The organism is Paenibacillus sp. J22P165 (genome assembly GCF_059692015.1).
Window position 1 is genome coordinate 336,109 of sequence record NZ_JCAUAP010000002.1, and the last position, 13,845, is coordinate 349,953.

At 44.2% G+C, this 13,845-nt stretch carries 16 protein-coding genes; all 16 read right to left on the minus strand.

Annotated features, from left to right (window positions below; translation table 11 throughout):
• Positions 1 to 9 precede the first annotated feature (9 nt).
• On the minus strand, positions 10 to 681 hold the full coding sequence (gene qcrB / locus AC58QM_RS05570) for a menaquinol-cytochrome c reductase cytochrome b subunit (protein WP_028554311.1): 672 nt from the start codon (positions 679 to 681) through the stop codon (positions 10 to 12).
• A gap of 17 nt (positions 682 to 698) precedes the next feature.
• Complete coding sequence (locus AC58QM_RS05575) at positions 699 to 1,244, minus strand: Rieske (2Fe-2S) protein (protein WP_057312009.1); 546 nt, start codon at positions 1,242 to 1,244, stop codon at positions 699 to 701.
• A gap of 285 nt (positions 1,245 to 1,529) precedes the next feature.
• Positions 1,530 to 1,958, minus strand: a complete 429-nt coding sequence (locus AC58QM_RS05580; RefSeq protein ID WP_497282093.1) for a DUF2487 family protein — start codon at positions 1,956 to 1,958, stop codon at positions 1,530 to 1,532.
• A gap of 166 nt (positions 1,959 to 2,124) precedes the next feature.
• Positions 2,125 to 2,313: an IDEAL domain-containing protein gene (locus tag AC58QM_RS05585; protein ID WP_056616951.1), complete on the minus strand. Its 189-nt coding sequence runs from the start codon at positions 2,311 to 2,313 to the stop codon at positions 2,125 to 2,127.
• 176 nt (positions 2,314 to 2,489) lie between these two features.
• Positions 2,490 to 3,611, minus strand: a complete 1,122-nt coding sequence (locus tag AC58QM_RS05590) for a hypothetical protein (protein ID WP_497282094.1) — start codon at positions 3,609 to 3,611, stop codon at positions 2,490 to 2,492.
• A gap of 123 nt (positions 3,612 to 3,734) precedes the next feature.
• Positions 3,735 to 4,325, minus strand: coding sequence for a histidine phosphatase family protein (locus AC58QM_RS05595; protein WP_497282096.1), 591 nt, complete (start codon positions 4,323 to 4,325; stop codon positions 3,735 to 3,737).
• Between the two features lie 45 nt (positions 4,326 to 4,370).
• The gene (locus tag AC58QM_RS05600; RefSeq protein WP_497282098.1) at positions 4,371 to 5,000 is read right to left on the minus strand and encodes an anti-sigma factor family protein; all 630 of its coding nucleotides are present in this window, start codon (positions 4,998 to 5,000) and stop codon (positions 4,371 to 4,373) included.
• A 6-nt stretch (positions 5,001 to 5,006) separates the two neighbouring features.
• Positions 5,007 to 5,588 (minus strand): RNA polymerase sigma factor, encoded by a 582-nt coding sequence (locus AC58QM_RS05605; RefSeq protein ID WP_310223509.1) that lies wholly within the window; start codon positions 5,586 to 5,588, stop codon positions 5,007 to 5,009.
• Between the two features lie 402 nt (positions 5,589 to 5,990).
• A complete protein-coding gene (locus AC58QM_RS05610) occupies positions 5,991 to 6,863 on the minus strand; it encodes a polysaccharide deacetylase family protein (protein ID WP_497282100.1) in 873 nt (290 codons plus the stop codon).
• Positions 6,864 to 7,030: 167 nt separating this feature from the next.
• Positions 7,031 to 8,119 (minus strand): prephenate dehydrogenase, encoded by a 1,089-nt coding sequence (locus AC58QM_RS05615; protein ID WP_497282102.1) that lies wholly within the window; start codon positions 8,117 to 8,119, stop codon positions 7,031 to 7,033.
• A gap of 27 nt (positions 8,120 to 8,146) precedes the next feature.
• Entirely contained in the window at positions 8,147 to 9,247 is a 1,101-nt protein-coding gene (gene hisC, locus AC58QM_RS05620) for a histidinol-phosphate transaminase (protein ID WP_497282103.1), read from the minus strand.
• A gap of 21 nt (positions 9,248 to 9,268) precedes the next feature.
• Positions 9,269 to 10,084 (minus strand): tryptophan synthase subunit alpha, encoded by an 816-nt coding sequence (gene trpA / locus AC58QM_RS05625; protein ID WP_497282105.1) that lies wholly within the window; start codon positions 10,082 to 10,084, stop codon positions 9,269 to 9,271.
• Between the two features lie 3 nt (positions 10,085 to 10,087).
• A complete protein-coding gene (trpB, locus tag AC58QM_RS05630) occupies positions 10,088 to 11,281 on the minus strand; it encodes a tryptophan synthase subunit beta (RefSeq protein WP_497282107.1) in 1,194 nt (397 codons plus the stop codon).
• A complete protein-coding gene (locus tag AC58QM_RS05635) occupies positions 11,278 to 11,976 on the minus strand; it encodes a phosphoribosylanthranilate isomerase (protein WP_497282109.1) in 699 nt (232 codons plus the stop codon). Before AC58QM_RS05635 ends, trpB begins: the two co-directional genes overlap by 4 nt.
• 26 nt (positions 11,977 to 12,002) lie before the next feature.
• Positions 12,003 to 12,797: an indole-3-glycerol phosphate synthase TrpC gene (gene trpC / locus AC58QM_RS05640; RefSeq protein WP_497282110.1), complete on the minus strand. Its 795-nt coding sequence runs from the start codon at positions 12,795 to 12,797 to the stop codon at positions 12,003 to 12,005.
• Positions 12,787 to 13,827: an anthranilate phosphoribosyltransferase gene (gene trpD / locus AC58QM_RS05645; RefSeq protein WP_497282112.1), complete on the minus strand. Its 1,041-nt coding sequence runs from the start codon at positions 13,825 to 13,827 to the stop codon at positions 12,787 to 12,789. The genes trpC and trpD overlap by 11 nt, the downstream gene beginning before the upstream one ends.
• Positions 13,828 to 13,845 lie beyond the last annotated feature (18 nt).

Below are 13,845 nucleotides of genomic sequence, written 5' to 3' on the forward strand. Positions count from 1 at the left end.
CTCCCTAAATTATAGCGGTCCGGAAATACCTTGTTTGCGAATCATGAAGAAGTGTCCGGCAAGCAAAGCGAGCAGAACGCCAGGCAGGAAGAACACATGAATAGCAAAGAATCGTGTCAGTGTTTGTGCACCAACAATGCTTCCGCCTTGCAGCAATGTTTCGATGTACGGTCCAGCAAATGGTACCGATGCTGCAATTTTCATACCTACTTGTGTTGCAAAGTAAGCTTTGTTATCCCATGGAAGCAGGTATCCCGTAAAACCAAGACCTAACATAACGAAGAAAATGAGCATGCCTACTACCCAGTTCATTTCACGTGGAGCTTTGTAAGATCCTGTGAAGAACACGCGCAGGGTATGTAAGAACATCATTACGATAACTAAACTAGCTCCCCAGTGGTGCATACCTCTGACGATAACACCGAAAGCTACTTTATGTTGTAGGTAATCAACACTTGCATAAGCATTGATAATATCAGGTGTGTAATACATAGTTAAGAACATACCTGACAAAATTTGAATGACTGTGATGAAAAACGTCAATCCGCCAAAACAATAAACGAATGCGGAAAAGTGATGAGCAGGGTTAACGTGTTCTGGTACCTCGTGATCCGCTACATCTCTCCACATAGGCGTAATATCAAGACGTTCGTCAATCCAGTTGTATACGTTTTTAAACATCTGATCGTGACGCCCCCTTATACTCTAGTGTTAGCATGCAGTTGTCCAACATACACGAAACCATTCTCTACTTTTGTTGTGTACTCATCTAATGGACTTGGCGCAACAGCAAGGTTCTTGCCGTCTTGCGTATAGTGCGCACCATGACAAGGACAGAAATACTGATCTTTGTAAGCAGGGTTGTCGTTCCAGTTGACCGTACAACCTAAGTGCTTACACGTTGGATTTAACGCAAAGAGAGCACCCTTACTATCTTTGGAAATCCATGCTACGAGTTCAGCTTCACTTTCATACCAACCATCTACCTGATGGACTTGGAACGTAAACGCTTGTGGAACATTCGTAATTTTACTTTCTTCGACAACTTTAACCCAGTCCGATGCTGCTTTTGGCTGAAGGACAGGATCAACGGCAAACCGAATCATCGGTATGATAATCCCGGCTCCCATGAATCCACCAGCGCCACCAAGGGTATAAGAAAGAAATTGTCGACGAGACATTTCGCGTTTGGTCCCGGGTTTCTTCCCATGCTGTTCTTCATTGTGATTGTTATGATCACTCATTCTCAGGTCTACCCTCCTACATTGGCCGAAGTCCGAACCCTCTCGGACACCAGCTACCTCTATCACGTGTCGTTCGACATTACACTACATAACTAGGACATTTCTAATAATAGCCTACGTCTACTAGGTCGTCAAGAATTCATAACTCCTTTTATTGGATTGAAATCTTCGCTTTTGGACAAATTTTAACGAAATTGTCACAACTTTTTGCATGCCTCATTCATCCATTACTACCCTTATCTTGCACATTTTTTTTCCATTAATACACGACTCGACCAAAGTTACTCAGGCAGGGTACCATAGTTGCTGCACATGTTTGGAAATACCTGATTTTATTGCCTCTGCTTGCTGGGCCCATTGCTCTTGATCGACAACAATCATCAAATCGGTTTCATCTGATTTCCAATTCATTGCTTCCTCATGCAAGGTTACGATGATGATGTAACGAAAGCCGGATTTTTTCAAATGTCGCACGATGTCATTCACTTGGTTATTTGTTCCCATATCTGCTATGTAATGGAGAGCTGGATAAGTGACTACTCTGCCTTTGTAAGGAATCTCAATCGTTTCCATTACATCTCGGAGCTTCTCCAACGCTGTCGTCACTTGCATCGGATCTTCCATTCCTGTCAATCCGGTTACAGGCAGAAGACACGTATCCAAGTAAGGTTTCAATTCCGTCCAATCTTGTGATGCAATCTCATTAAACTTCAAAGTGAAGCGCCTCCCTATCATTTACCAAAACAACAATCGCTATGTAGAATAAGCTCAACTTGTACTTTAATCCGTCATCTCATGACTGTCAATCATTCGACAGACAAAAAGACATGGGATTGGAATCCTCATGTCTTCGTGTTTACTAATTCATTCGCGCTAATGATTACCCTAGTGATTGTAAAATCCTTAATTCAGATGTTAGCGCCAGAAACGATGTCTGATCTCCTTTAGCCAAGGCGCTATCAATCTCCTTATAAAGATTTTCTTCTCTATATTTGCGTAAGGCATTATCCCAAATCATTTCCGCGAAAAGTGCCAGCAGCGCATCGTTAGATACATTCATTTTTCCCATGAGACCTACCTCCAAATGTTGTCCGCGGTTTGTCAGGAGCTTCTTTTTCGCAAAAATATGTGTCTGCATTTTGGTGTACGCCAACCCGTTGTTATGCTCCTATCACATCATATTCACTCGCAAATACTACGCTTCATTCAAAAGCCCGTTTGAACATGAATGTGTTAATACCTAGTTTAAATAAGCACCACTTTGTCATCATCAGCAATATTGATTCCTCGAATTACTTTAGAACCTAGCTTGGTTACTTGAATAACCGCACCGTGACTGTGATCTTCCCCGATTCGGATCAGACCCATATGCATCATCATTTGAATGATTCTCTGCTCAACAATGGATGCTGAACTATCATAGTAAAATGGTTTTACCAATTGACTAAGCAACTCTACAATGGAAGCCATCGTCACCCACTGATCACAGAGTCGATCCATCCAACCTGCGATGCTTTGGATATTTGGAATTGGTGTTTTGTAAAGTCTCAACCAAAACGAATAAATATCCGCTATCGACTCTTTCTTTCCTTCCATTAAACGAGCTTTGCCTGCGTCTGTCAGGCGAAGGACCAAGTCATGTTCACTTATGAATTCGTGGTAGTAGCAATAATCATAGATAAGTGAAAATCGATTCGGGTATTCTTTAAACATCCGTCCATAACCAAACCGCCAAGTCCCTTTTGGTACCATGTTCTCTTGAACAGATAATAGCGTGATGATCTGCCCTAGCTGCCTTTTGTAAAGAAAACCTTCTGCAGTTAAAGGCATCTCTTGCTGTGCAACGGCCGTTAAGAAGTGAAATACGTCATGGGCTAGAAGTACTTGCTCATCGCGATAAACCTCTGGTTCTTCTGTTTTGACCAAAGCTTGCTTGAATTGATTGGCCAACACATCACTAAATCTTCGCTTTAAATCAGATGGAACGTGAAATAGGTATTTCGTTTGCTGTGAGTACCCGTTAAACAGCCATCCTAGCTTCTTGAAGTTCAGGATCATATCTCTTGGATTCCAACCCTCTGACGACTCTTCCTTCTGAAATCGCGACTGTTGGGCTCTAGCGATAAGCTCCTCCATACTAAACGCATTGCGAGGATCGGAGAGTAAGGAGTTGAGGAATCGAATATGTTCCGAACTAAGACTTTGAATGTGTTTTTCGAATATATCTTTGCGCATGGCCGTACTCAGTATGGATTGAATCAACTCATTCTTAGAATGACCATTACACTCACACTCGTAGGTATGTGCAATTCGGCCTAAATCATGGATATCGGCATAGCTAAGCATATCCGCTAGGTTCATTTCCATCCTACATCTCCTATCTAACGGAGCTATCTACTCCGATGTTTCTAGTAACCATTATGGGATTTTTTCCCGAAAATATTCCGTGTAAAACAAAAAAACATGACTCTAATTGAGTCATGTTTACGTTTATACCCTCGCTTCCGAGGTTGTTTGCAAATGAGTTAAACAATTATACAATTGAAGCTCCCATTGATCAGACTGACGCAACAAAAGGGTTAATGACGTATTTTGCAGAAATTCCTCTTGATTCAGCTTTAGAACGCGAAGCACTTGAACAATGAAGCCACCATGCGATACGAGCAGCACCTTCTTATTCGGGAAATCGCGCAAAATCTCCGTCTCCAACCCCATCCATCGTGCCCATAGCTCGCTATCCGATTCTTGACCTAGATCCTGAAGCTTCCATTCGGCTCCCCAGCGCTCTTCACGCTCAGAGACGGTAGTGCCTTCTACAAGTCCATATTTGCGCTCTCTCAACCGTATATCTGTTCGTATAAATGGAATACCCGATAAGGAAGAGATGATTTGTGCCGTTTCATTTGCTCGTTTAAGATCACTGCTTATGATCCCATCCCAGCTTTCATTGGCTAAACGTAATCCAAGCAATCTAGCTTGTTCCCTGCCTTCTTCTGTTAAATCTGTATCCAATTGTCCCTGCAGCTTGCCTAAGCGATTCCATTCCGTGCTGCCATGTCGTATGAAGCCGATTGTCGTCATTCTTTACCTCCAGCTCTTGAAATGCAAAATGCTCCATAAGGAGCACTAGGTTTTTGTTCGTGATAACCAATTCATAATAATAATGGTAGATACTAACCCAAGCAGTGAAACAACTAGCAAATAATGTGGATACGAGTGAATGGGCCCTACATGAAAGCGTAATGGCTCCATAAAGCTTGGATTCAGACTGGCTACAGCATCCCCCAGCTTATGTCCATTCAATGATTCTGTCCCACTTGATTTAAGGGCTTGCGGCGCTTCTAAATCATAAAGTGAATTGTCCGCGGAAGCCATTGTTGACTGGGGTGTACCATCATAAACAATTGCAAATAAAAAGCTAAACACAAATAGCGCGAGACAAAATGCGATTACCGCAGTTAAATTTCTTCTTAATTTATAGGAAATCGAATACATCCGTTCTGAAACAGGAATCCGCCATGATTCATCTTCATAAATACGACTCATCACTTTCGTGGAAACGATAGGCTCAAAGTCCGTAAACTCTTCTTCCGTTGCTGCCGTTCGGATAAGGATCATGCTTTCTTCCCATATTTGAAATTCCTCTTTACAAGAGTCACATGTTTCTAAATGTACATCCACTGCCTTACGACGCAGGTCATCATTCGGTAAATCCCAATAGACGCCAAATAAGTCCTGGATCTCACTACACTTCATCGCTTGTCATCCCTTCGATTCTTCGAATATCGGTTCACTGAAATAAGGATCCAAATGCAATTTGACGGACGCTCTCGCTCTAAATAGAAGCGATTTCACCGAGCTGACAGTTTGACCCAAAATGTTGGCAATTTCTTGATAATCCATCTGATCGTATTCACGTAAAATCAATGCTGATCTTTGCTTTTCAGGCAAGCTATTGATCGCGTCACGTACCATGGACACCTTCTCATTTCGCAACATCGCCTGCTCTGGCATCGCATCAAAAGAAGCATGAGGGGTTAGCCCGCTTTGCTCCAACGACACTTGGACACTTTTATTTTTGCGCAGCTCACTCAATACAGTATTACGGGCAATCGTATATAACCACGTAGAAAAAGATGCCTCAATCTCACGGAAAGAATGCAAACTGCGATACGCTTTATAAAAAGTTTCATTACACAAATCTTCGGCGATTGCTTCCATTTGCGTACTCTTGAGCATGTGATAAATAAAGGCAAGGATTTTACGCTCGTAACGACGCATAAGCTCGTTATACAGCTGTACATTTCCATCCTTGATTTCTCTGATCAATTGGGAATCGGTCATTACGTGGCGACCCTCCTCGCGATTCCGGGTACCACTCCAACTGTTCATACATGTTTTACTTCAGTTGGAGTGAAAAGTTGCGTTGGATTGTAAAAAATATGTGAATACCTAAATTGGCAAACAATTAGCCTATTACCTATTCTCGATTCAGCACGAGATTCCTGCTAGATTCGACAAATTGTTGGATAAAGTTCATATTTCACTTGTTGTGTGACTCTCTGATTACTCCTCTATCATTTCATATGTACGACCTTAGAAAAATAGACAAAAAAAAACCGCCGAATCGGCGGTTGCACTTATGGTGCGATTATCGGATAGGAGTGGAGAGAAACCATACTGTACTTTTATTATATGTATACGGTTTCATTCTGTCAACACTTTTTTGAAAACGTTTACTACAGATCATTTCAAGCTTGCAAATTGAGATTGCTCTCTCTTCGCCTGCTTAATTAAGTTACTGATGGAATGCGGACGTACAAAAGGACTGCCTCCATTAATTCGTGGAATTTGCATCGGATCTGTCCAATCTGAAGCAATCCCTGCTTTCGTTGTAAAAGCATAGCGTACTCCCGCTTCTTGCAAGTAGGAAATTGTCGTATCATCGTAGCTGCCATATGGATAGGCGTAGGCATCGACTTCCTTCGAAGCCTGTAATGCCTTAAGTTTGGCAATACAATTGCGCGTATCTTGTACAACCCTTATCTTAAACTCCCCATCCGTTTCAAGAGTCCCATTGTGCATAACCTTATTAGAAAGCATGGGCTTCCCATCTTTCATCGCATGAAGCTCATCCGAGTGCCCTTGAAAATCAATATAAGAATTTTCGCTGCGCATCAGTCTAATCTCATCTTTGGATAGGGATGCTAACTTAGGCCTTTTGGGATCTTCCAGATCTTTGGTGATAACGAAATTCACGGCAGGAATATGTAGCTTTTGTAGAATGGGATAAGCATACGTATAGAAGCTTTCATAGCCATCATCAAACGTGACGAGCAAGGCATTATCTGGGACAGCTTTTCCTTTGCTCTTGAAGTCCTTAAATTCGTCTAGGGTGATGAACTGAAAACCTTTCCGCTGTAACGATACGAGTTGCCGCTGGAAGAGCTTTGGCGTAATGGTGACAGAGCTCTGTTCATTCTCGTCGATGTGATGGTATACGAGTACGGCTACCTCATTGGAATAATACACATCTTTGGCACTTACTAAAATGGGTGAAAAGTTAAGGATTACGATCATTACCGCCAACAAACTGACTACCATCATTCGATATTTCATTTCAACCGCCCCATTACAATAAAAAGTATATATATGAATAATAAGTCCCATTATAGCATGAGCCTTTTGGCCTGAGAATCCGGTAAATCAAAATAATAAAAAGACCCCCTTCACATTGGCAGAAACCAATGCAAAGGAAGTCCAGGTATGAAATATTGAGATACGTATTACACATGCACGGCATATTCTTTGCCCAACAATTCTGAAGCCCTATCCGCATCCTCTTGGTTACGGAAAGATAATCGAAGAATGCCAGGTACATCTTCCCGGCTTTCGATGATTTGAATGTTGCTCAAATTGATTCGAGCATTTCCAAGCAAGGAAGTAATGGCTCCAATAATTCCTGGATGGTCAGGAACGTCAACGTAAATATCAAATAAAGAGGTAAGTATGCCCTTACGACGTTCCGGTAATGTATTGCGGAATTCACCCGCGATACGAAACTGCTCAGCAATCCCCTCGCCATCGCTCTGCTCAATAAGCTGAACAAATCGAGCTATCTCCTCTTTCCAATCCTTGAGCAATCGAAGCAGAACAGCACGATTATTGACTAGAATATCACGCCAAATCGTCGGCTCACTGGATGCAATTCGTGTAATATCGCGGAAGCCTCCAGCTGCCAAGTTCTGATACAAGGGATTACTCTCGTTATATCCTCTAACTTGATTGACAAGTGCCACCGCGATGATATGTGGCAAATGACTAATCGCACCCACGATATCATCATGTTCTCGTGCGTCAACCTGCACGATTTGAGCTTTTGTTAAACTGAGTAGACTAGATAGTCGGTCAACTTCACTTTGTGGTGTCCCTAGTGCTGGTGTCAACACGTAGAACGCATTCTCATACAAGTGCGATGACGCAGCTTCCACCCCATGCCGCTCAGAGCCTGCCATCGGATGACCACCAATAAAGAAATAGCCTTCCTTCAAGTGGGCTGCCGCACTTTCTGTGATTGAAGCCTTGGTGCTCCCTACATCCGTAATGATGCAGCCTTGTTTCAGGGGTAGCTTCATCAGCTTCTGCACATATTCCTCCAGATTACCTACAGGAACACAGAGAAATATGTAGTCAGCCCCATCAACCGCTTCAGCCATATCTGTAGTTGCATAATCAACTACATTTCGTTTCAGCAGCTTTTCTACCGAATTCGGATTAGGCGAATGTCCTACAACGGTAAATTCTGGTTTTCCTTTGTAACACAAGGCTAGTGATCCGCCGATCAGCCCTACTCCGAATATTGCAATTTTCGTCATGACAGGAATCAACCTTTATCCTCTGAATTAGACTTGAACGGGAACCTCTGAGAGAACTTCCGTTAGAGCCGCAATAAATTTTGCATTTTGCTCGCTAGAGCCAATTGTGACTCTCAGCGAAGTTGGGAAACCTAACATATGTCCACCACGAACAATAATTCCGCGGCGCATTAAGCCATTGAACACGTCTCCTGCAGGTCGTGAAACATCGACCATGATAAAGTTACCGTGTGCAGGGAATGATTGTAGTCCAAGTACTTCAAATTGCTCTTTTAAGTAGTGCAAACCAGCTGTATTCGCATCGCGACAACTCGCGATGAAATCTTGATCTTCGATCGCAGCGAGCGCAGCGGCTTGTGCAAAACGTGTCGTGTTAAATGGCTCACGTACTTGGTTAATTGAACGAATGACATCCGGATGTCCAATACCGTAACCAATACGAAGTGAAGCAAGACCATAAATTTTCGAGAAGGTTCTGAGTGAAATAACATTTTTGTATTGACTAATTAGCTCAATACTATCTGGGAACTCACCTGTTGTGTTGTACTCGCAATAAGCCTCATCAAGGACAACAATGGTATGTGCAGGAACCTTGGCTAAGAAAGCTTTAATTTCGGCATCCGTGTTCATCGTTCCTGTTGGGTTATTTGGATTACAAATCCAAACGATTTTCGTACGATCTGTAATAGCCGCAGCCATGGCATCCAAATCGTGCGTACCCTCTTTCAACGGAACTTCAATAGAAATCGCACCTTCAATTTCACAATTATGTTTGTATTGAGGGAATGTGTGAGAAGCCATAACCGACTCATCTCCAGGCACTAGAAAAGCACGTGCTAGCATAAGGATGACTTCATCGGAGCCTGCGCCAAAAATAAGTTGATTCTTCTCAACGCCTAATGATGCTGCTACGGCTTCCGTTAGCTGTACAGCACCTCCATCTGGATAAAGGCTAATATTGGCGATTTCCGCTTCAATTGCAGCCTTGACGTGTGGAGAAGACCCAAATGGGTTCTCATTAGAAGCAAGCTTGATGACTTCAGTTAACCCAAGCTCACGCTTGACTTCCTCTATCGGTTTACCTGGTTGATAGACTGGCAAATGTATAATGGTTTGTTTCGGTTTCATGTCGTGTAGTCACCTCATCAATTAGTTGTTCGAACGTTTTAACTGACCTACAAAGCTGCCGATTTGCTTGAGACCTTCCGGATGAGCAGCGTCAACTTCGAAGTGCGGCAAAGCATTCTCAATTGTACGGACAATTGCGCTCCCCACCACAACGCCATCACAAAGCTTCTCGAAGCGTTCGACTTGCTCACGTGACGATATACCGAAGCCCACAACAATGGGCACCGAAGCAGCTTCCCTAACCGTTGTTAGGAAGTCTTCGATTCCTCCAAAGAACTCAGCACGCTCGCCGGTTACACCTAGTGAAGATACACAATAGACGAAACCACGCGCACTCGCTGCGATACGTTGCACGCGTTCATTGGATGTTGGTGCCACTAATGGGATCAAATGTACGCCGTACTTCTCAGCAATAGCTCTAGTCTCACTATCTTCTTCTAATGGTAGATCAGGTATGATAATACCACTGATTTCATTCTCTTGCATCACTTTGAAAATACGATCCAAACCGATCTGAAGAACCGGATTATAGTACGTAAAGAGGATGAATGGCAGCTCTGAACCACGGGTTCTTGCTTGTTTGGCCACATCGATCACATCAAATATGGAGATCTTACGTTTGAGCGCGCGCTCGGAGGAGCGCTGAATCACTGGCCCATCCGCGAGCGGATCGGAGTATGGTACACCGAGCTCGATTAAATCCGCGCCTGCGCGTTCCATTTCCAGAATAAGTTCCAGGGAAGCCTCAATCGATGGGTCGCCAATCGTGAGAAAGGGCATCAATGCGGTTTCACCGCGCGCTTTGAGTTCTGCAAAACGACTGTCAATACGGTTCATCGCCTATTCCCCCTCGCCAAGATAACTTAGAATGGATTCCACGTCTTTATCGCCGCGTCCAGACAAGCTTACGATAATGATTTGATCCTTGGACATCGTAGGTGCTAATTTCAATGTATGGGCAATTGCATGTGCGCTCTCTAGTGCAGGAATAATACCTTCTGTGCGGCTCAGCAGTTGCAGCGCATCAAGCGCTTCCTGATCCGTGATTGGATAATACGAAGCACGCTCAGAGTCTTTCAAATAAGCATGCTCTGGTCCAATCCCTGGATAGTCTAAACCTGCTGAAATCGAATGCGCCGGTAACACTTGACCGTACTCATCCTGAAGCAAGTAGCTGAGTGAACCTTGGAACACGCCTGGCGTTCCCTTGGTCATGGTTGCTGCGTGCTCCTCTGTGTTAACGCCACGACCGGCTGCTTCAACACCAATCAACTTCACGGAAGCATCTTGTACGAATGGGTAGAAAATCCCCATCGCATTACTGCCTCCGCCAACACAGGCAACGACCGCATCTGGCAATCGGCCTTCTGTTTCTAGAATTTGCTCACGGGATTCATCCCCGATTATACGTTGAAAATCACGAACCATCATCGGATATGGGTGAGGTCCAGTAACCGAACCAAGAATATAATACGTATCTTGCACATTACTAACCCAGTAACGAAGCGTTTCGTTACAAGCATCTTTTAACGTGCGCGTTCCTGAAGTCACAGGAATAACTTCCGAGCCTAACAATTTCATACGGAATACATTCAATTGTTGACGCTTCGTATCTTCTTCCCCCATGAACACTTTACACTCAAAACCCATGAGTGCCGCGACGGTAGCAGAAGCAACACCATGCTGACCTGCTCCCGTTTCTGCGATGATTTTCTTCTTGCCCATTCGCTTTGCGAGAACCGCTTGTCCAATGGTGTTATTAATTTTGTGTGCGCCTGTATGATTTAAATCTTCACGTTTCAAATAAATTTTCGCTCCACCAAGAAGCTCAGTCAGACGTTCTGCATAATATAGCGGCGTAGGTCGCCCAGAGTATTGCTTTTGCAAATAACGAACTTCCGCAATAAATTCAGGATCATCTTTATATCGTGCATAAGCTTCTTCAAGCTCATGTAAGGCATTCATTAATGTCTCGGGCACATAACGGCCACCGAACTTGCCAAATCTACCATGCTGATCAGGTACTTGTGTCACTTACGGGTCACCCTTTCCACAAACGCGGTTATTTTCGCAATATCTTTCACGCCATCTGTCTCCACGCTGCTCGATACATCAACGCCATCAGGAGCATAGGCAAGCACTAATTGATCTACATTATCATGTCGAAGTCCGCCTGCCACCAGCAGTTGTACACCCGCAGCCCTTGCCCACGCTTGATAAACGGGAATACAATCCCAGGCAAAGGTCTTCCCGGAACCACCGCCATATACGGGGTCAAAGGTATCTAATAAAATAGCATCGACATTCCCGATATACGGATCAAGTTGAGCAGCTACCTCCGCGGAGGAGGGAATTCGATCTTCTGCTTTCGAGATAGAGACGGTTTTAAATACGCTGACCCCGAAATGTTCACGCACCCACCCGCAGAAATCGGGGGTTTCTTGGCTATGAAGTTGAACGATGTCAAGTGGTGCTACGGCTAAAATATCGATCAATTGCTCTTGCGTCGGATTTACAAAGACGCCTACTGTACGAGGCACAGTCTGCCCCTTCGCTTCTTCCGTTTTCAAATAAGCAATCAGCTCGGCAGCTTTCTCTGGCGTAACCTGTCGCTTGCTCGGTGCAAAAACAATGCCGATATGTGCTATCGGCAAATGTACGATTGATTTTAACACTTCAACGCTTTGAAGTCCACAAATTTTTACCGTCGGAATCGTGCCAACCCCCATCAAATTCGCCTCTTTCTTCCCTGTTTCTACGCCTTATTGAGCAGTTCACCCATCAACTGATGGACCGCTTGCTCGACAACTGGTTGACGCATGAAATGCTCGCCGATCAGCACAGCTTGAGCGCCAACACGCTCCACATATGCCATATCTCCAACCGTCGAGATGCCACTTTCACTTACGACAGTTTTACCTTTTGGCATATAGCTGATTAACTCTTCAGTTGTTCCTAAATCGGTTACGAAGGTTTTTAAATTTCGGTTATTTATACCTATGAGTTGGGTATCCAGTTCTAGTGCGCGTTCCAATTCTTCACGATCGTGCACTTCAACTAACGCATCCAGACCAAGGTCTTTGGCTAACTTCAAATATTGCTTCATTTGTTCTGTTGTAAGAATCGCAGCAATGAGAAGGATCGCATCTGCGCCAAGTAATCTAGCTTCATAAATTTGTTTTGGATCAATGGTGAAATCTTTGCGCAGTAACGGTACATTCACGGCTTTGCGCACAGCTTGCAGATAGTCATTACTCCCTTGGAAGTAAGACACATCCGTCAAAACCGAAATGCAATCTGCGCCAGCACGTTCATAAGACTGGGCCAACGCAACAGGTTCGAAATCCTCGCGAATTAATCCTTTGGACGGAGAAGCCTTCTTCACTTCGGCGATCAACCCCATGGAGCGATTCTTTCTAGTTGTTAACGCCTTCTCAAAGCCTAGGCAAGGGGGAAGTTGAGCAATCAGCTTCTCTGCCTCAGCGATTGAAAATCCACTCATTGCTTCCACTTCTACACGCTTGGTAGCTACAATTTTATCAAGAAACATGGCATAGTTCTCCTGTATATTGGATTAAATCATTCAATTTCTGCTCTGCGCGCCCCGAATCAATCACATCTGCAGCCATTTTAACACCTTGCTGCATGGTGCCTACAAGTCCAGTTACATAGAAGCATGCAGCAGTATTGGCAAGTACGATGTCTCGGTAGGGTCCTTTTTCACCTGCAAATATATGACGAATAATTTCTGCGTTTAATGAAGCATCCCCGCCAGCTACATCTTTGATACTATGTGAACGAAGGCCCAAATCGTCTGGCGTTATGGTATACGTTGTGATGATATCTGATTTGAGCTCAGTTACCTTCGTAGGTGCGGAGATGCTGAACTCATCCAACCCATCTTCGCTAGCAACAACTAGCGCGCGCTTCAGGCCGAGAGCTTGCAACGATTGTGCCAGCATTTCCGTCTTGGTTCTGTCGAACACACCAAGCACTTGACGATCCGCGCCTGCTGGGTTCGTTAGTGGGCCAAGTAAATTGAACACTGTTCGAAAACCAAGCTCTCTACGAGGTGCCGCAACATGCTTCATGGATTGATGGTACGCTTGCGCAAACATAAAGCAAATACCCGTACGGTCTAGACACTTTGCCGCTTGTTCACCACTAAGCGTAATCTTGACTCCCAGTGCTTCTAGAACATCAGCGCTCCCGCTTTTACTCGACATCGCTCTATTTCCATGCTTCGCCACTCGAATTCCGCCTGCTGCTGCAACGATCGCTGCTGTTGTTGATATATTGAAGGTATCTGCACCATCTCCACCTGTTCCACAGGTATCGAGGAGGTCGCTTTGGTGAACCTTCACCTGCACAGCTTTGCTTCGCATTGTCTCCGCAAATCCTGTGATCTCTTCAAAGGTTTCCCCTTTAATACGAAGCGCCGTCAACAAGCTGCCAATTTGCGCAGGTGAAGCTACTCCATCCATAATCTCAGCCATGACACTACGTGATTCTTCCCGTGTCAAATGACTGCCACTAATGACTTTACCAAGTGCTTGCTGTATTGAAATTGTTCCACTCATGTTCATCCAAACCCCTTC